Source organism: Paenibacillus sp. G34 (assembly GCF_056856875.1).
In genome coordinates this window covers 5,475,362-5,497,456 of sequence record NZ_CM166469.1, presented here as the reverse complement: position 1 = coordinate 5,497,456, position 22,095 = coordinate 5,475,362, and the positions used below count along the sequence as shown (strand labels likewise).

Sequence of the window (22,095 nt, the reverse complement as noted above, 5' to 3'; positions counted from 1 at the left end):
TGTCTCTATTTTTTTTCAAGCAGGGAGTCGTTCGAGATCGTTGCCAGGCAGAAGATTGCCATATGCGATCAATTGAATAAGCAAAGCGGTGATTTGGCATAAGCCATTGCTATTGTTGTCACATTTTGAAAAGGCGGGGAGCATTGCTGCGGCATAGGCTCTGCCGGATTGCTTTTACCGATGAAGAGAGGGGAACGATCCAGGTGGCTTTTGAAAAAGAAACGTTGTTTTGGAACGAAAAACTCGCTAGTGATGATGATATTCTGACACGGTTGCCTTACAGCAAAACTCAAAGCCCTTTAAGACCCAAGATGGCAAACGTTAGTGGTTCGCTCTCAGAGAAAGTGTCGCAGCGTGTCCTTCAAATGAGCAAGGGAGCTCCGCTGGCGACGTTTATGATTATGCTTGCTGGTGTGCAGTCACTTTTATATAAATATACAGGCGCTTCCGACATTTTGGTTGGTATGCCGATTGTACCGAAAAAGACGGAACAGCGCCGATCGATTAATCATACGGTCATATTAAAAAATTCGTTTGCGGCGGGTGCGACTTTTAAAACAATTCTGAGTGAATTGAGGACTTCCTTACCTGAAGTGATTCAGCATCAACATATTCCGTTCTCGAAAATGACAGAGAAGCTGGACTTGCAATATGCGGACGGCAAGCCCATCATCCATACACTAGTATCTCTCAAGGAGCTACATCATGATGAAATCACACCCCATGTAGTCATGGATTGTTCTTTTGTTTTCAGCATAACCGACGGGACGATACAGTTAGCCCTTTTATACAACGAGCATTTGTATGATGCTGAATTCATGACTCGGGTTGTTGGTCATCTCGACAGCTTGCTAACTGTGGGTCTCCACGAGTTGGAGCAGGACATTGTGAAGATTGATATGTTGTCTGAAGAAGAGAGATTTCAATTGCTCCAAAGCTTTAACGATACCAAGCAGGACTATGCCCGGGATTGGACCATTCATCAACTCGTAGAAGAACAGGTACAACGGGTTCCCGAAGCGACGGCAGTTGTTTTTAAGAATCAGCGGATTTCGTACGCGGAGTTGAACGAACGGGCTAACCAGCTGGCGAGAACGCTGCGATCCGCTGGTGTGTTACCCAATCAATTGGTCGGCTTGATGGTCAAAAGATCGCTGGAGACGGTTGTTGGTATTCTGGCGGTTCTAAAAGCTGGCGGTGCCTATGTACCGATTGATCCGGAATACCCGGAAGAACGCATCCGCTACATTTTGGAGAACTCGAACGCACAGCTGCTGCTGACTCAAAGGGAACTAATGCACCGGGTACCTTTCAAAGGGACTGTACTCGCACTGGATGACGAGAAATCCTATAGCAACGATGGCTCGAATATGGTGTCTGCTAGCGGTCCGAATGATCTTGCTTATGTCATTTATACATCTGGTACAACAGGCAAGCCGAAAGGGGTCATGCTGGAGCATCGGGGTTTGGTAAGCTTGAAGCTGATGTTCGCTGACAGGCTGGGTATTACGGAGCAGGACCGGATCGTTCAATTTGCCAGTCTGTCATTCGACGCATCCTGCTGGGAAATCTTCAAGGCACTCTATTTTGGCGCGGCTTTGTATATCCCAACGGCCGAAACGATTCTCGATACCCGTTTGTTCGAACGTTTTATGAATGAGCATGCCATTACGGCAGCGATTTTGCCCCCAACGTATAGTGCTTATTTAAACCCTGACCGTCTTCCTAGTTTAACGAAACTCGTAACGGGAGGCTCGGCGGTATCGGCTGAATTTGTGCAGCAGTGGAAAACGAAGGTTAACTATTTTAATGCTTATGGTCCTACGGAAGCTTCCATAGTTACGACGCTTTGGGATGCAAATGAGGAGCAGCCAGAGCAAAGAGTGATTCCGATTGGACGACCGCTGGCCAATCACCAGATATTCATTTTGGATGCCCACCTGCAGCTTGTACCTCCCGGAGTGGACGGCGAGTTATGCGTGGCAGGCGTGGGACTTGCGAGAGGGTACCTGAATCAACCGGAGTTGACGGCAGAGAAATTTGTGCGACATCCGTTTGCGCCGGGAGAACGCCTTTATCGGACAGGAGATCTCGCCCGCTGGCTGCCAGACGGGAATATGGAGTACTTGGGCCGGATCGACCACCAAGTGAAGATACGTGGATTCCGAATCGAGATCGGTGAGATTGAAGAGCAGCTTCTGAAGATCGACACTGTGCAGGAGACGATTGTAATCGCGCGGGAAGGGAAAAGTGGGCAAGAACTGTGTGCTTACTTGGTTGCAATCCATCCACTTACGCTCGGTGAGCTGAGAAGCACACTGGCGCAAAAGTTGCCGAACTACATGATTCCGGCACATTTTGTCCAGCTTCCGCGGATGCCACTCACGCCGAACGGCAAAATTGATCGTAAGGTTTTGCCTAGTCCGGAAGGGAATGCGCTGACCGGAGGCTCGTACGTAGCTCCCCGCAATGAAGCGGAGCGGACGCTTGCCGAAGTATGGCAGGCGGTATTGAATGCTGATCGCATTGGGGTAACGGATCATTTCTTTGAGCTTGGCGGAGACTCGATCAAGTCTATCCAAGTATCTTCGCGGCTTCATCAAGCAGGATACAAGCTGGAAATCCGAGATTTGTTCAAATATCCGACGATCTCACAGCTCAGTCTACATGTGAAACCGATTGGACGAGCTATCGATCAAAGCGAAATAACGGGTGAAACGGTACTGATGCCGATTCAGCATTGGTTTTTCGAAAGTTCTTTTGCTGATCCGCATCATTTCAATCAGTCGGTGATGCTGTACCGGAAGGAACGTTTTGATGAAGAGAAGGTAGGTCAGGTGCTGCAAAAGCTGGCGGAACATCATGACGCCTTGCGAATGGTGTTCCGTAAGACGGAACAAGGGTTCAGCGCCCGGAACCGAGCAATTCAGGAAGGCGTGCTGTTCACGCTGGATGTGTTTGACTTCGAGGATGAGCAACACACCGAGCAGGTTGTGGAAGCGAAGGCGACGGACATTCAAGCAGGTATTGACCTGGAGAATGGACCTCTTATGAAAGCGGGACTCTTTCAGTGTGCGGATGGCGATCATCTGTTACTGGCGGTTCATCATGCCGTGGTGGACGGTGTATCATGGCGGATACTGATGGAAGACTTCGCCCTGGGTTACGATCAGGCAGTCAAAAGGGAGGACATTCGTTTTCCGGCGAAAACGGATGCGTACCGCACTTGGTCAGAACAGCTAGCAGATTACGCGCAAGGTCCAGATATAGCGAAGGAACAGGCCTATTGGCAGGCGATAGAACAAATTGCGGTCCCCGCTATACCGAAGGATATCGAGACAGACGTTACGACGCAGCAGGACAGCGAATCACTTTTCGTTTGTCTGACTTCCGAAGAAACAGAGCTTTTGCTGAAACGAGTGCACCGGGCCTATAACACCGAAATGAACGATATTTTGGTAACGGCGCTTGGCATAGCTGTTCGCAAGTGGACGGGACATGAACGGGTGCGAATCAATCTCGAAGGGCACGGGCGTGAATCAATCGGAACAGATATTGATATTACACGTACAGTTGGCTGGTTTACGACCAAGTTTCCGGTAATTCTGGAGCCAGAAACTGACCGGGACTTGGCTTACCAGATTAAACAGGCTAAGGAAAGATTGCGCCTTATTCCGAATAAGGGGCTAGGGTACGGCATATGCCGTTATCTCTCTAAGCCGGAGGATGGCTTTGTTTGGGGTGCTGAACCGGAAATTAATTTTAACTACCTCGGCCAGTTCGACGATGATGCGAATCAAGACGAGATCGGTATATCTTTTTATTCCAGCGGTAATCCGGCTAGTGCTCGGCAAGCCCGCAGCTTTGTGCTGGATATCAACGGTATGGTGCTGGATGGCGCTTTGTCACTCGATCTTAGTTACAGCCGGAAGCAATATCGCAAGGAAACAATGGAAGCCTTCGGTCAGATGCTTGGGCAAAGTCTCCGAGAGCTCATTATCCACTGTGCGGATAAAGAGAATACCGAATTGACACCGAGCGACCTGCAATTTAAGGGTTTGACCATCACAGAATTGGAGCAAATCTCCCAACGTTCAAGCCATATGGGGGTAATCGAAAATATTTACTCGCTTACGCCGATGCAGAAGGGTATGTGGTTCCACAGTGCGCTTGATCAACAAACAGCCGCTTACTTCGAACAGACACGTTTTACGATGCGTGGAGCACTGAACGTCCAGCTTTTCGAGAAGAGTTGGACAGAACTAGCGAAACGTCATCTGGTACTGCGGGCAAATTTTGTGAAGGGTTCAGCGGGCGAGCCAATGCAAGTCATATACCGCGACAAGCCAATCGGTTTTGAATATGAAGATTTGCTTCATTTGCAGGCGGACGAGAAACAAGCGTATTTAGACAAAAAAGCCGAGGGTGATAAGCTTCGCGGTTTCGATCTAGAATATGATGCGCTCATTCGAGTTACGATTCTGCGTACGGAGGAAGAAAGTTATCATGTGCTGTGGAGTTTTCAGCATATTCTGATGGACGGTTGGTGCTTGCCGCAGCTGACACATGAGCTGTTTGAGACGTACGCGGCCTTGGTGTCCGGCAAGGAGCTGGCTGTAGATAAAGGCTCAGATTATGGAGCTTATATCGAATGGTTGGAGAAACAGGACGATCAGGCGGCATCAGCCTATTGGACATCATTCCTGGAAGGTTATGAAGGGCAAACTGTACTTCCGGGACAAAAAGAACCTGCGCCGAACGGCGAATTCAGGGCTGATCACGTCACCGCCGAGCTAGGCAAGGACTTGAGCGAGCGGATGGACCAGGTGGCGAAACAGCACCTAGTTACGGTTAATACACTGCTGCAAGCCGCCTGGGGCGTGATGCTGCAAAAGTATAACGGGACAAATGATGCCTTATTCGGCAGTGTCGTAGCCGGAAGACCCGTAGAAATCCCTGGTATTGAGTCAATGATCGGGCTGTTCATCAATACGGTTCCGGTCCGCGTAACGAGTGAAGCGGATACCCAATTTACCGATTTGATGGCGCAGCTTCAAGAACGGGCGCTGGATTCCGGGAATTATGATTACTATCCTTTGTATGAAATTCAAGCTCGCAGCGTGCAAAAGCAGAACCTGGTCAACCATATCATTGCTTTTGAGAACTATCCGGTGGATGAGCAGATGGAGCAGGCAGGTGACCAGCAGCACGGTGATCTGACGATCGCTGACGTTCAGATGGAGGAGCAGACGAACTATGACTTCAACGTGACCGTGGTACCGGGAGCCGAGATTGAAATTCGTTTTGACTTTAACGCCGAAGTGTTCGATAAAGGCAGTATGGAGCGGCTTAAGGGGCATCTTGTGCATCTGCTGGAGCAGGTGACGGATAATCCGGAAATTACTGTGGGCGATCTGGATCTTGTGACGGAGGAGGAAAAGGCAGACCTTCTCGGACGTTTTAACGATACCACCACGGAATTCCCGCGTGGGAAGACGCTTATTCAATTGTTCGAAGAGCAAGCAGATCGCAACCCGGATGCAATTGCCATCTCCTTGAATGAGCAAGAGTTGACTTACCGGGAGCTTAACGAATATGTTAATCGCCTTGCCCGTACCTTGCGTAGTCACGGAATAACCCGAGGGAGACTAGTCGCTATTATGGCTGAGCGTTCCATTGAAATGGTGGTGGGTATGCTGGCGGCACACAAAGCCGGAGCGGGTTACGTACCAATTGATCCGGAATATCCAGAGGAGCGTATTCGTTTTCTGATCGAGGATTCGGGAGCACAGGTCATGCTGACCCAAAGCCACTTGCGTGAACTTCTGGCGGATTCGGACTCCGTGATCTTATTGGATGATGAATTTTTCTATCACGAGGACAGAACTGATCTACATCCAGGCACGGAAGCGACAGATCTGGCATGCATCATCTACACGTCCGGCACGACGGGCAAGCCGAAAGGCAACCTTGTTTCACACCGCAACATCGTGCGGATTGTGCGAAATACGAATTATATCGATATCACTGAACAGGATCATGTCCTTCAACTTTCGAGTTATTCGTTTGACGGAGCGATTTTTGATATTTTCGGAGCTTTGACCAATGGAGCACGGCTTGTGCTGGTTCCTCGCGAGACTTTGTTAGAGATTGGTCAGCTAGCAGATCTCATTCAGCGCGAGCATATATCGGTCATGCTGATTACGACAGCTTTCTTTAATGTGCTTGTAGATGTGAACGTCAATTGTCTGCAGGATGTCCGGGCGATTTTGTTCGGAGGAGAGCGTGTGTCGGTTGGTCATGTACGTAAAGCGCTTGCCCATATTGGACCAGGCAAGCTTAATCACCTGTACGGCCCGTCGGAAAGTACGGTTTATACCACGTATCTTCCAGTCGACTTCGTGGATGATTCGGCAGTTACTGTGCCTATCGGGCGGCCAATCAGCAATACGACGGTGTATATCGTCGACAGCCAGAACAAGCTTTTGCCGGTTGGAGTAGCCGGGGAACTTTGCATTGGTGGAGAAGGCTTGGTACAGGGCTACAATAATCGACCGGAGCTGACTGCCGAGAAATTTGTAGATAATCCGTTTATGCCAGGAGAGCGCATGTACCGAACAGGAGATTTGGCGAAATGGCTGCCAGATGGCACGATTGATTATGTAGGACGGACGGATGATCAAGTGAAAATCCGAGGCTTCCGCATTGAGTTGGGTGAGATCGAAGCTCAGCTTCAAAAAGTGAAGGGGATTCGGAAAACAACGGTATTTGCACGGGAAAACATCTCTGGTGAAAAGCAGCTTTGTGCTTATTATGAAGCAGACATCGAGCTTCCAACAGCTGAGCTGAAGAGTGTGCTCTCACAGGAACTTCCGGCTTATATGATCCCGACGTATCTGATTCAGTTGGAAAGGCTCCCGTTGACGACGAATGGCAAGGTCGACCGCAGGTCTCTCCCGGAGCCTGAGGAAAGTTTGCAACCGGGTGAAGGACATGTTCCGCCTCGGACTCCACTGGAGGTCAGCTTGGCCGAAATTTGGAAAAGCGTGCTCGGACTAGCGGTTATCGGCGTTCATGACAATTTCTTTAACCTCGGTGGACATTCCTTGAGGGCGACGAAACTGGTGAGCAAGATCCATCAGGATCTGAACGTTGAATTGCCTTTGCGTGACGTATTCCGCTACTCGACACTTGAAGAGATGGCTTTCGCTATCTCCCGAATCGGAGAGCAGTCGTTCTCGTCAATTCCGCTGGCAGACGTAAGAGAATATTATCCACTTTCTTCAGCTCAGAAGCGGTTGTACATCCTGAATCAGCTGGAAGGAGCCGATCAGAGCTACAATATGCCGGGTGTGTTGCTGTTGGAAGGAACGATTAATCGGAGCCTGTTGGAGGAGGCTTTCCACGGACTTATTGCACGGCATGAAACATTACGAACAGGCTTCCAGATCGTACAAGGTGAAGCAGTACAGCGCATTTACGAGAGCTTCGACTTCACTCTTAAGTACCGTCATTCTAGCGAGGTGGAAGCACCAAAAGTTGTGCATGACTTCATCCGGCCTTTCGACTTGGCGAAACCTCCACTGTTGCGAGCAGAACTCGTAGAGCTGGGAACCAATCGTTATCTATTGATGTTCGATATGCACCATATTATCTCTGACGGGGTTTCAATGGACGTATTCGTTGAGGAACTGGTTCGTTTGTACGACGGCCATCCATTAGAGCCTTTGCGTATTCAATATAAGGACTACGCTGTATGGCAACAGTCGGATGAACAAGAGGTGCAGTTGAAACGCGAGGAAATTTACTGGTTGGATCGTTACCGGGGGGAGTTACCGGTTTTGGAAATGCCAACGGATTATCCGCGTCCTGCTGTACAAAGCTTTGAGGGACAAACGCTCACGTCCTTTGTAGATCCTGCAACGAGCGAAGGCTTAAAGCAGTTAGCTGCTCAAACAGGAACGACGCTGTATATGGTGCTGCTTGCCGCCTATACCGTACTTTTGCATAAATACACAGGGCAGGATGATTTGATCGTTGGAACGTCAATTGCGGGCAGAACACATGTTGACACGCAGCCGTTAATCGGAATGTTCGTCAATACGCTGGCGCTCCGCAATTATCCCGCTTCGGAGAAGACTTTCCTGTCGTATTTGGAAGAAGTGAAAGAAACGACCTTAGGCGCTTACGAGCATCAGAATTATCCGTTTGAAGAGCTTGTCGATAAAGTGCAGGTTAGCCGGGATCTAAGCCGCAACCCGTTGTTCGACACTATGTTCTCCTTACAAAATTTGGAGGATAAAGAGCTAGAGTTGGAAGGGATGAAATTGTCCCCTTACCCTAGCGAATACGGCTCGGCCAAGTTCGACTTGAGTGTGGATGTTACAGAAGAGAACGGCGGTTTGGAGTGCAGCTTTGAATTCGCAACGGCTCTTTATGCAGAATCCACAATCCGGCGAATGTCGACTTATTTTGGACAATTGCTTAAGGAGATTATAAGTCACCCGGATGCAAAGATTGCTGAGTTGAACTTGTTGACGGCAGAGGAGAAAGAAATTCTGGACGCCTTTAATCCGGGACAGGTGGAAGCAGCTCCTACAGTCGCATTCCACCGTTTGTTCGAGGAACAGGCGGAACGAACGCCGGAAGCGGCAGCTGTTGTGTATGAGAATAACAGGCTGACGTATTCAGAACTGAACAAACAGGCGAACCGTTTGTCGGCTACGTTGCGTGCAAGCGGCATCGGCCGGGAAACGATCGTTGGAATTCTCGCAGAGCGTTCGGTCGACTTGCTGGTAGCCGTTCTGGCGGTTTGGAAAGCAGGCGGTGCTTATGTACCGCTAGATCCGGACTATCCGGCAGATCGTGTGCGGTTCATGCTCCAAGACAGCGGAGCGAAGGTGCTGCTGACTCAAAGACCGCTGCGAGAGCGTGCTGAAGCTTGGCTTAGCGAAGAAGAACTGGCGTTGTCCACGGTGCTGTACCTTGATGAAGAAACATCGTACAGCGAGGAGTGGGCGAATGCGTCAATGGATTTTGGCGAAGTCTCCAGTACGGTTTCGGTTATGGTCTCTGGCAAGCTGACAGGAGCTGTGAATGGTGGCGGCGATGAGAGCCCATTAAATGTTGTTGATGTTGCTGGCGCGTACAGCTTCCATGAGGCTCGTCCGGAGGATCTGGCCTACGTAATTTACACATCGGGAACAACGGGCAAGCCGAAGGGCGTAATGATCGAACATCGCAGTCTGGTGAACACAGCGGCGGGCTACCGTCGGGAATATAGGTTGGATCAATTCCCGGTGCGGCTATTGCAGCTTGCTAGCTTCTCATTTGATGTGTTCGTAGGTGATATTGCGCGCACACTGTACAACGGAGGCACAATGGTCATTGTGCCAAAAGACGACCGGATTGATCCATCTCGTCTACACCACTGGATCGAGCAAGAGCAGGTTACCATTTTTGAATCAACGCCGGCGTTAATCGTGCCGTTTATGGAATACGTGTACGAGCAGGGCCTGGATATGAGCGGGATGGAGCTGTTAATTACAAGCTCGGACAGCTGTAGTGTGGCGGATTACCGGAATTTGCAGGAACGTTTTGGATCGCTGTTCCGAATCATCAACGCCTATGGCGTGACGGAAGCGGCAATCGACTCCAGTTTCTATGACGAATCACTGGCAATGTTGCCGCAAACAGGCCATGTGCCAATTGGAAAAGCGTGGCTAAATGCGAAGTTTCACATCGTGGATGCGTATTTAAATCCGGTGCCTGTCGGAGTGCTGGGCGAGTTGGTTATCAGCGGAGTTGGGGTCTCGCGCGGTTACTTGAATCGTCCAGAATTGACCGAAGAGAAGTTCGTCGATAGTCCATTTACTGCGGGTGAACGGTTATACCGCACAGGAGACTTGGCGCGGTGGATGGAAGACGGCAACGTGGATTTCATCGGCCGGATCGACAATCAGGCGAAAATCCGGGGTTATCGAATTGAGACTGGGGAGATTGAGTCCCAGTTGCTGCGCGTGGAAGGCTTGCGAGAAACAGTGGTGCTGGTTCGAAGTGATGCGACTGGTCAAAAAGCGCTATGCGCGTATTACACGCGAGATACCGGAACGGAACTGGCAGTAAACGATCTGCGCAGTAAACTGGCACAGGAGTTGCCGGGATATATGATCCCGTCATACTTCGTAGAGCTTGAGGTTATGCCTCTGACACCAAACGGAAAAATCGATCGGAAGGCACTGCGAGCACCGGAAGGGGAAACAGGAAGTGGAACGGAATCCATCGCACCGCGCAATGAGCTGGAAACGAAGCTGGCGTTGATATGGCAGGAGGTTTTGGGGTTAACAAAGGAAATTGGCGTTTATGATAACTTCTTCGACATTGGCGGTCACTCTCTACGTGCGACGACACTGGTTAGCAAGGTTCACCAAGAGTTGAACGTAGATCTGCCTCTGCGTGACGTGTTCCGTCATTCCACCATCGAGAGCATGGCAGTAGCCATTTCACGGTTAAATGAACAGAAATTTGTTTCTATTCCGGTGGCAGATGGCCGAGAGGTGTATCCACAATCTTTTGCCCAAAAACGTCTTTATATTCTGAACCAACTGGAAGGTGCGGAGCTTAGCTACAACATGCCTGAAGCGATGTTGCTGGAGGGGGCTTTGGATCAGGCAAGGTTTGAAGATGCATTCCGTAAGCTTATGATGCGGCATGACATGCTGCGTACCGGATTTGAAATGTTAGATGGCGAAGCATCGCAGCGGATTTATGAGGATGTAGATTTTGCCGTGGAGTTCTATCAAGCGGATGAGCAAGAAGCTGAGGAGATCGTTCACCGTTTCGTCCGTCCGTTTGATTTGGCAAAACCTCCGCTGCTGAGAGTGGGTCTCGTAGAGCTTGCTCCAGAACGCCATATTCTCATGTACGACATGCATCACATTATTTCTGACGGCGTATCTATGGAAATCTTTATCGAAGAATTCGTCCGCCTGTACCGGGGAGAGTCATTGGAACCTCTGGGCATTCAGTACAAAGACTACTCCGTTTGGCTACATTCGCAGGAGCAGAAGGAAAGGCTTCAGCTTCAGGAGGCATACTGGCTGGACATGTTCCAAGGCGAACTTCCGGTGCTCGAAATGCCGACCGACTATCCGCGTCCTTCTGTGCAGAACTATGAGGGTCAGACAATGGAATTTTTCTTGGATGCTTCTAGTACAGACAGCCTGAAGCAGCTGGCTTCGGAAACAGGTACGACGCTGTTTATGGTGCTACTTGCGGCATATAACGTGCTTCTGCACAAATATTCAGGTCAGGAAGATGTGATTGTCGGTACACCGATTGCCGGAAGGAACCATGGAGATGTGCAGCCGTTAATCGGGATTTTCTTAAATACGCTGGCCATCCGCAGTTATCCGGTTTCGGAGAAGACATTCCTGTCATACCTGAACGAAGTGAAAGAAACGACTCTCCACGCTTTCGAGCATCAAAACTATCCGTTCGAAGAATTGGTGGACAAGGTTCAAGTCAACCGTGATTTAAGCCGCAATCCACTTTTCGACACACTGTTTACGATGCAGAATACGGAGAACGAAGAATTTGAGTTGGAAGGTCTTCGCCTGATCCCTTATCCAAACGAGCTGGATACCGCCAAATTTGATATCAGCTTGGATGTGGGCGAGGAGAATGGCGGCTTGGATTACAGCTTCGAATATGCGACGGCTCTTTACAAAAGAGAGACGATTGAACGGTTGGCTAAACATTACGAGCAGCTGCTCGTAATGATCATAAACCGCCCGGATGCAAAGATCGCCGAGCTGAGCCTGCTGACGTCAGAGGAAGAAGACCAAATTCTCGAAGAGTTTAACCCGGTGCAACCGGAACTGGCTCCTGCGGCTGCGTTCCACCGTCTGTTCGAGGAACAAGTTGAACATATACCGGAAGAGACAGCCGTTGTGTACGAGAATAACAGGCTGACGTATGCGGAATTGAACGAGCGATCGAACCGTTTGTCGGCTACGCTGCGTGCAAGCGGCATCGGGCGGGGGACGATCGTTGGTATTCTTGCCGAACGTTCGGTAGACCTGTTGGTGGCGGTACTGGCTGTTTGGAAAGCAGGTGGTGCGTATGTACCGCTTGACCCGGACTATCCGGCAGACCGGGTGCGGTTCATGCTTGAAGACAGCGGGGCGAAGGTGCTGCTGACGCAAAGACCGCTGCGAGAGCGTGCCGAAGCTTGGATTAGTAACGACGATTTAGTGCTATCAGCGGTTCTGTACCTTGATGACGAAACGTCTTACAGCAATGTTGTTGATGTAAATGGCATGGGCGATTTCCATAAAGCGCGTCCGGAGGATCTGGCGTACGTTATTTACACGTCAGGAACGACCGGCAAGCCGAAGGGCGTCATGATTGAGCATCGCAGTCTGGTGAACACAGCGGCGGGTTACCGTCGTGAATACCGGTTAGATCAGTTCCCGGTGCGGCTATTGCAGCTCGCGAGCTTCTCATTCGACGTGTTCGTGGGCGATATTGCGCGTACGCTGTACAACGGAGGCACAATGGTGATTGTACCGAAGGACGACCGGATTGATCCGTCTCGTCTGCACCACTGGATCGAGCAGGAGAGGGTGACCATTTTTGAATCGACGCCAGCACTCATCGTGCCGTTTATGGAATACGTGTACGAGCAGGGATTGGATATAAGCGGAATGGAGCTACTCATCACAAGCTCGGACAGCTGTAGTGTGGCAGATTACCGGAATATGCAGGAACGCTTTGGATCGCTGTTCCGAATCATCAATGCCTATGGCGTGACGGAAGCGGCAATCGACTCCAGTTTCTACGATGAGCCACTGACAAGTCTGCCGCAAACTGGCCATGTGCCTATCGGCAAAGCGTGGTTAAATGCGAAGTTCTACATCGTGGATACGCATCTGAACCCAGTACCCGTTGGTGTACTTGGCGAGTTGGTTATCGGCGGAGTTGGGGTCGCGCGAGGATACTTGAACCGCCCAGAACTGACAGAAGAAAAGTTCGTAGACAGTCCATTTGCTGCGGGTGAGCGATTGTACCGTACAGGAGACTTGGCACGGTGGACGGATGACGGGAACGTAGACTTCATCGGACGAATCGACAACCAGGCCAAAATCCGGGGGTACCGGATTGAAACGGGCGAGATCGAGTCGCAATTGCTGCGGCTGGAAGGCGTGCGTGAAACGGTTGTACTGGTACGAAGTGACGCGAAGGGGCAAAAGGCACTCTGCGCATACTGCACGCCAGATACTGGAGCTAAGCTGGTAGTGAACAATCTGCGTAGTGCACTGGCACAGGAGTTGCCAGGATATATGATCCCTTCATACTTCGTGGAGCTTGACCATCTGCCTCTGACACCAAACGGAAAGATTGACCGGAAGGCGCTGCCAGCGCCAGAAGGGGAAGCGGGAGGCGGAACAGAGTATGTCGCACCACGTAATAAGCTGGAAACGAAGCTGGCAGTAATTTGGCAGGAAGTTCTGGGGCTTGCGAAGGAAATTGGCGTTTACGACAACTTCTTTGACATCGGCGGTCACTCCCTGCGAGCGACGACGCTAGCGGGCAAGGTATTTAAGGACTTAAACGTCAACTTGCCATTGCGTGATGTATTCCGTCACTCCACGATTGCGGCGATGGCTGATGCTATTGCCCGGATGGAACGGTGGGAGCATGAGACCATCCCTCAAGCGGAAGAGAGAGAGTGCTATCCTCTGTCTTCGGCGCAGAAAAGGCTGTTTATTCAGCACACACTCGACGGAGCAGATCAGCTTTACAATATGCCAGAGCTGGTTCAGTTGGAAGGTGAGCTTGATTTAGGCCGGTTGGAAGATGCTTTGCGGAAATTGATCACACGGCATGAATCGCTACGCACCGGTTTTGAAATTGTGAAGGGTGAAGCGGTTCAGCGGATTTACCCGCAGGTTGATTTTGTGATTGAGCATCATCAAGCGGATCAAGAGGATGCGGCTCATATCGAGCAGATCATCCGTGGCTTCGTTCGTCCGTTTGATCTCGGTAAGCCGCCGTTACTTCGAGCGGGGGTCATTGAGCTGGGGCCAAACATGCACATTCTTCTTTTCGACATGCACCATATTGTGTCCGACGGCATATCCATGGCGATTGTGATGGATGAGTTCTCGCTTTTATACGCTGGGGAAGAACTGCCGCCACTGCGCATTCAATACAAGGATTACGCTGTCTGGCAGCAGTCGAAGGCGCATCATGACCGGATCGGGCAACAGGAAGCATACTGGCTGAAAACCCTGGAAGGCGATCTGCCAGCGTCAGATTTGCCGATGGATTACGAGCGGCCTGCGGTTCGTGACTACGAAGGCATGCATCTGGATTTTGATGTCGAAGCTTCTCTTTCTGCGCGGTTACGCCAATTGGCAGCCGAGCGTGAAAGCACGCTGTACATGGTGCTTCTTGCGGCATATACGGTGCTGCTGTCCAAGTACAGCGGGCAGGACGACTTGATCGTGGGTACCCCAGTGGCGGGAAGAACGAATGCCGATTTGGAACCAATCATCGGTATGTTTGTTAATACGCTGGCACTCCGCAATCGTCCGTCGGGCAACAAAACGTTTTTGTCCTACCTCGAAGAAGTGAAGGAGACAGCGTTGGGTGCTTTCGAGAATCAAGATTTTCCATTTGAAGAACTCGTGGAGCGTTTGAATGTGAAGCGGGAACCAGGACGCTTCCCGTTGTTTGATGCCGTTTTCGACATGCAAAATATCGAGGAACAAGATGTTGAACTGGAAGGGATCAGCCTGAAGAATTATGAGCTTGACCAATTGGAAGAAGCAAAGTTTGATCTGACACTGTTTATGTATGAAAACAACGGAGCACTAAGCGGGGGCTTCTTCTACGCCACCAAGCTGTTCAAAGAATCGATGATCCGCACCTTGACCGGGGATTACCTGCGGGTACTGTCTCAAATTGTGGAGAATCCGCAAATGGAACTAAGCCAAATCGAATGCCATAAACCGGCGGCGAGCGCAAAAAGTGCCGTCGATACAATCGAATTCGTATTTTAATGCTACAAGCGCACATCCGCGATCAAGCGAGAGCGGTGCGCGTTCTAAAGAAGACAGGGAACAACATGCAAGCCCGGAGAAGCGCAGTTCAAAATCAAGCTTTTTGAATCTGCGCCGGGCATGCGGTCAATTCATTTTTAGGGGAGGTACAGATGAAATCTTTGTTTGAAAAGGAAGAAAGGTACTGGAGCGGTAAGTTTGAAACCGATGACAGCCTGAGCTTCCTTCCCTACAGTAAATCCTCCAAATTATCTGCTGACGGCGAAGCTACGGCTGAACCGAGGCTGATTCGTCGTACTCTGCCGAGCGAGCTTTCGGAGAGAATAGTTCGCCTCGCAAATGGGTCGGACTTGGCTTTGTACATGATTGTTTTGGCAGGAGTGAAAAGCCTGCTATTCAAATATACTGGTCAGGATCAAGTGCTGATCGGAATGCCTTCTTATAACTCAAAATCTGATGGGACTCCGCCACCGCATGAGATCTTGGTGATTAAGACGTCTATACACCAGCAGACTACGTTGAAAACGCTGCTTGGTGGCATTAAAACCTCCATCGGTGAGGCACTGGAGCATCAGCATCTGCCTTTTCGGAAAATGGTGGAACCGCTCCATCTGGACTATACGGGAGATGGCCTTCCAATCATCAATACCGTTGTATCTTTAACTTCGGTTCATCCGGGACCGCTGAGTCACCAGATGGCGACGGATACCATTTTTTGCTTTGAGCGTCGGAACCACGCCATCGAGCTGGAAATAAGCTTCAACGAGCAGCGGTATGAGCAGGCCTTTATGGAACAGGCGACCGACCATCTTGTTCGGCTGCTGTCCGTGCTTTTATTTCAACCAGATCTGGAGCTTGGACAAGCAGATGTGCTGTCCCCGGACGAGAGAGAAATGCTGCTGAATCGATTTAATGATACCGAAACCGGATTCGATCGAGAAAAAACGATTTATGGTTTGTTCGAAGAACAGGCGGAGCTTTACCCAAATAACGTAGCCGCCGTCATGAATGAGCGGCAACTGACCTACCGTGAGCTGAATGAGCGATCCAATCGGCTGGCGCGGAAGCTGCGGGAGACTGGAGTTCAAGCAGATCAATTGGTAGCGATTTTGGCGGAACGCTCAATTGATATGGTGGTTGGTATTCTGGCGATTCTCAAAGCGGGCGGAGCCTACGTACCTGTAGATCCCGATTACCCGGAGGAGCGCATCGGCTTCATGATCGAGGATTCAGGTGCGCCGTTATTGCTAATTCAACAGCATCTGTATGAGAAGACTGATTTTGCAGGAACACGCATTGAGATAGATGATTTTGTTTGGGATGACAGAATGGCAGATTCTGAAGACACACTGGATACTTCAAACCTGGAGCCGATTTCGGGTCCTGACAACCTGGCCTATGTTATCTATACGTCGGGAACAACCGGCAGACCGAAAGGGACGTTGATTGAGCATAAAAATGTTGTACGTCTCCTGTTCAATGATAAGAACCTGTTTGACTTCGGGCCTTCCGATACCTGGACGCTGTTCCACTCGTTCTGCTTTGATTTCTCCGTCTGGGAAATGTACGGGGCACTGCTGAACGGAGGCAAGCTGGTCATCGTACCGCCACTCACAGCAAAAAATCCAGCCGAGTTCCTGGCACTACTGGGCCGTGAACAGGTTACGATTTTGAACCAGACGCCTACTTACTTCTATCAGCTGCTACGTAATGTTCTATCAGACCATGCTTATGAGCTACGGATTCGCAACGTTATCTTCGGAGGCGAAGCGCTGAGTCCGCTTTTACTTAAGGGGTTCAAGACGAAGTACCCGGAGACAAAGCTGATCAATATGTACGGTATTACCGAGACGACAGTTCACGTTACATATAAGGAAATTACGTGGGTCGAAATAAAAGCAGCGAAAAGCAATATCGGTAAGCCGATCCCAACATTGAGCGTGTATGTTCTGGATGAAAGCCACAGACCTGTGCCGATCGGTGTGGCAGGTGAGATGTACGTGGCTGGGGAAGGCCTGGCGAGAGGGTATCTGAATCGCCCGGATCTGACAGCAGAGAAATTTGTCGATTCCCCGTTTGCGGAGGGGGAGAAACTGTATCGCTCGGGTGATTTGGCGGCTTGGTTGCCGGACGGAAACATCGAATATCTGGGCCGAATCGACCATCAGGTGAAAATCCGTGGCTACCGGATTGAGCTGGACGAAATCGAGACGCAGCTTCTGAAGATCACCGCTGTGCAAGAAGCCAAGGTGCTCGACCGCGATGATGCGAACGGCCAAAAGCAGCTTGTCGCCTATTATGTCGCGGAAAAGAGACTGAAGTCGCATGAACTCAAGGAGGAGCTTGCCAAGCAGCTTCCAGGGTATATGATCCCATCGCATCTTGTGCAGCTTTCACAGATGCCATTGACCTCAAACGGGAAAATCGACCGAAAAGCGCTGCCAGCGCCGGGTGAAGCTACGGATTTGGAAGTGGAATATGTCGCGCCGAGAACGCTGCTCGAAATGAAGATCGCCCGCGTCTGGCAGGATACGCTTGGCATTCCGCAGGTTGGCGTAAAGGATAACTTTTTTGAGCTTGGTGGCAACTCCTTAAGTCTGATGAGGCTTGTTCAAGCTGTTTACGATGAAACGGGTATTGAAGTACCGCTGAACCGCCAATTTCATCATTTATCCGTTGAAGCCATGGCTTTCGGGGAGGGGGATCTAGGTCTGGATCAGGGGGGAGACTCCTTCATTAAACTGAATAAGGCAGGAGATTTGAACGTGTTCTGCTTCCCTCCTGGCAGCGGGTTCGGTATCGGTTACCGAGAGCTAGCAAGCAGGCTGGACGGTCGATTCGTGCTCTACGGTATTGATTTTATCGATGATGCTGCCACCAATTATGAGGTTATGCTGAACCGCTATGTGGATGAGATTGTCAGCATCCAGCCCAAAGGACCTTATGTGTTACTAGGTTACTGCTTTGGAGGAAACCTGACGTTCGAGGTAGCCAAAACGATGGAGAAACGAGGGTATTCTGTAACGGACGTACTCATGGTGGACTCGTGGATTAAAGACACGCTGACACCGGCTGAAACGTCGGAGAAAGAGCTTGAAGAAATGCTTGCCGATTTCGAGGAAGAAGAGAAGGAATTAATGAGCAGCCCACTTGTGCGGGAGCGGGTTCATCGGAAGGTCAAGGCAACCTTGGCGTATGAAGCACAGCTAATTAATTCCGGCATGATCACTGCCCGGATTTACGAACTGATTGCGAAGGACAGCGAAGCTTTTCGTCTGGAGCACCAGTTGCCATCATGGCAGGGAGCAACAACGCAAGCTTATGCCGATTACCGACTGGAAGGTGCGCATGAGGAATTGCTTGAACTCGCGCGCGTAGATGAAACTGCCGTGGTCATCCGGAACATTTTAGAGCAAGTCCAGCGGCAGATCGAAGCGGAGGCTGGGGTGCTTCATGGAAGCTGACCGGCAGCCGTCTGCTCGACAACAAAGTGCAGTGACGTCTTCCAAACGCCAAACTGCCTACGCTACCTGGAAAGCGTTCCGCTGGCTGATGTCCTATGTAAACCGTCACAAAGGGTGGATGATCGTCGGTATCTTGTCCGCGATTGCTGCCGCCGTTATTGAAATATGGACGGGAAGTTTGATTGAGCGGTTGACCACCGAAGCCGAGGAAGGAGCGGGGCCAGTCGTTCTGCAAATCGTGTACACCGTCTTTGTGGTCATCTTAATCGGTGTGCCAGCGAAGTTTTTTATGAGTTTTGGGGTGGAGAGGAGCAGCGCCTCTGCGGTGCAGGATATCCGTAACCATGTTATGCATCATATCGGCAAACTCCGGGTCTCCTATTTGGAAAAGCAGCACTCGGGTGACGTGTTGTCGCGGATGAACAATGACCTGCAGCTCATCCAGCAGTTTATGATTCGGGATCTTGCCCAGTGGTTCTATCATCCGTTATTGTTCATCGGTTGTTTCTCCTATTTGATCTACCTCCAATGGGAGCTCATGTTGTACAGCCTGCTGTTATTTCCTGTAGCGCTGTTCGTTTCCCAATGGATCGGCAAGCAACTGGAACGGTTGACGGAAGAAGCTCAGACCAACATGGGCCGAATGAACGTTAACCTTCAGGATACGCTTGGAGGCATGCCTATTGTAAAAAGCTACCTGTTATCCGGCATGTTATCCCGTTCCTATCAAGTGTTGCTGCAATTGACAGCTCAAAAAAAGCTGGCCGTGAAAAAGCGTGAAGCCTGGGTCAACCCGCTGCTTTCCACGCTGATGATCAGTCCTATCATTTTCGCTGTCAGTTATGGAAGCTATTTAATCTATCAAGGACAGCTTGGTGCGGGAGAGCTGGTTGCCTTCCTGTATTTGCTGAATCTGTGTCTGGAGCCGCTGGAGCACATTCCCGAGCTCATCACGCGCACGTTCGAAATGACCGGTGCCCTGAGAAGGGTCTCCGACATCGTAGAGCAACCGACCGAAACGGAAAATGGCCGTTCCCTTCCGAGAACAAGTGCAGTACCTATCGATTTTCAGAACGTAACCTTTGGGTACGAGGAAAACTCTCCAATTCTACGGAATGTTAGCTTCTCCGTGCCGGAAGGAAAGACGATTGCGCTTGTTGGAGCAAGCGGTGGAGGAAAGAGCACGGTATTTAAACTGGTATGCGGTTTTTATCCGCTTCCGAAGAACCAAGGCGAGATCCGCGTATTCGGCGGCCTGATCGAAGGAGCCGATCTGGAGCAGCTTCGGTCACACTTTTCGGTGGTCGCTCAGGATTCCTATTTGTTTAGCGGCACGATCGCTGAAAATATCGGCTATGGGCGGGAAGAAGCGTCGATGGACGAGATCATTGAAGCAGCCAAAGTTGCCCAGGCACATTCTTTCATTATGCAGCTTCCCGGCGGTTATCAGACGTATGTCGGAGAGCGTGGAGGTTTCTTATCTGGCGGTCAGCGCCAGCGTATCGCCATGGCCAGGGCTTTTCTGAAGAATGCTCCCATTCTGTTGCTGGACGAGCCAACATCGGCTCTTGATCCGGAGTCTGAAAGTGCGGTTCAGGAAGCGCTGGGTGTATTGATGAAGCAAAGAACGACGATGGTTATTGCCCACCGGCTGTCTACGGTACAAAGTGCAGACGAGATTTGGGTCATGGAACAAGGAAAACTTGTGGAAAAGGGTACTCATGAACAATTACTGGAGATGAAGGGACTGTATGCCCAGTCGTACTACCAGGAATTTACCGAGTCTGCCGAACGCAGGGAGGTGGCGTACATATGAAAAAGAGCGGACGAATCTCGCAAGTGAAAGAACTCGGCTACTTGTTAAAATTTATGAACCGCAAGCAAAAAGCGCAGTACGCCACAGGCCTTGCTGTAACGGCGCTCACCCAGACATTGTTCCTGATCGCCTTCAGTCTGGTCGTACATAACTTGGTTGATTTTGCCGTATCCCGAGATACATCTCTAATGGTGAATGCTTTTATTATTTTAGGTGCGGCGTTGTTCCTGGAAAATATAATTTCTCCTTGGTTCATTTATTTGTACCAGCGTAGTGTCGAACTGACGGTGCTGAATATCCGCGAGCGTCTGTATGACAAACTGTGCCGGGTGCGGCCGAGATTTCTGGAGCAGACGCACCATGGGGACTTGCTTTCGCGAGTGAACAATGACGTAACGACCGTTGAGTTTACATTCTCGCAGGTTTATTTTGTGTTGCTGCTGCAAGTTGTCTTTTGCATTGGCTCGATTGCCTCCATGGTGTTGATCGATTGGCGGTTTGCCGGCGTATCCTTCGTCATACTGCTGTTATCCTCCGTGGTTAGCCTGAAATTTGCGCGGGATATTCGCGTCTTGTCTGAACAAGGTTTGCAAACACTCGGTAAAATGACCGAAAAATTCAAAGATTTTATGGGCGGCATTCAAATGGTGAAGCTGTTCCGAATCCGCACGATCTACAGCCAGTACGAGGCGTTGAACGAACAAATGGCACAGACGCTTCGGCAAACGGCTAAGAAGAACGGCATGCAGGCAGCGGTGAACCATTTTATCAGCTATGTTACGTTCTGCGGTATTATCGTCATCGGCAGTCTCCTGTATGCCTACGGAATGATGGGTATGGGGAGCGTCGCTGCCCTGGCGGTTCTGCAAGTGAATCTGACGCATGCCTTGTTGAACTTGGGGACAGTTCTGTCCATGACCCAAAATTCGCTCGCGGGTGCTCACCGTATTCAAGAGGTACTCAGGGAGGAAGAGGAACCGGAGCGTCTGGGATCTCCTCACAGCGAGCTTGTGTCTGAGGCTGCAGTGGAGTTTCGCGACGTGGAATTTTCCTATCAGGCGGATAAAAAGGTGCTTGTGAACATGTCCATGCAAGTATTTCCTGGTCAAGTTGCTGCGATCGTGGGAGCCAGCGGCAGCGGTAAAAGTACGCTAATCAAGCTGTTACTCGGCTTTTATCCTGTAGACAGTGGTGAAATTTTGCTTCAAGGCAAACCATTCGGTCATTACACGCTCGACGAAATTCGCAGGCAGATTGCATACGTTCCGCAGGAGCCATTTTTGTTTACCGGCACGATTGAGGAAAACATCCGCTACGGGAACCCGGAAGCCACGGATGAAGAAGTGATCGAAGCAGCCAAAGCGGCATATGCTCATCATTTTATTCAAGAACTTCCTGAACAATATCAAACGTCGGTAGGAGAGAGAGGTGCATCGTTGTCTGGCGGACAAAGGCAGCGCATTGCGATCGCCCGGGCGATTCTCAAAAATGCCCCGATTCTGCTGCTGGACGAAGCTACCTCCGCACTGGATAACGAATCCCAGCATTGGGTACAACAGGCCCTGAATGTTTTGATGAAGGGGCGCACCACAATTCTGATTGCTCACCGTCTCAGCACGGTGGAACATGCAGATTCAATTACTGTAATGAATCAAGGGACGGTCGTCGAACGGGGTCGCCATCAGGATCTGCTGGCACTCGGGGGTTATTATGCTCGGCTTTACGGTTAGCTTATCTACAAACAATC

At 50.4% G+C, this 22,095-nt stretch carries 4 protein-coding genes; all 4 read left to right on the top strand.

Going from position 1 to position 22,095, the window contains the following annotated elements; all coding sequences use genetic code 11:
• The first annotated feature begins 197 nt into the window (after nucleotides 1-197).
• Nucleotides 198-15,068, top strand: coding sequence for an amino acid adenylation domain-containing protein (locus AC1VYS_RS24910; protein ID WP_482915120.1), 14,871 nt, complete (start codon nucleotides 198-200; stop codon nucleotides 15,066-15,068).
• Between the two features lie 152 nt (nucleotides 15,069-15,220).
• Entirely contained in the window at nucleotides 15,221-18,532 is a 3,312-nt protein-coding gene (locus tag AC1VYS_RS24905) for a non-ribosomal peptide synthetase (RefSeq protein WP_482911895.1), read from the top strand.
• Entirely contained in the window at nucleotides 18,522-20,348 is a 1,827-nt protein-coding gene (locus AC1VYS_RS24900; protein ID WP_482911894.1) for an ABC transporter ATP-binding protein, read from the top strand. Before AC1VYS_RS24905 ends, AC1VYS_RS24900 begins: the two co-directional genes overlap by 11 nt.
• Entirely contained in the window at nucleotides 20,345-22,078 is a 1,734-nt protein-coding gene (locus AC1VYS_RS24895; RefSeq protein WP_482911893.1) for an ABC transporter ATP-binding protein, read from the top strand. The genes AC1VYS_RS24900 and AC1VYS_RS24895 overlap by 4 nt, the downstream gene beginning before the upstream one ends.
• Nucleotides 22,079-22,095 lie beyond the last annotated feature (17 nt).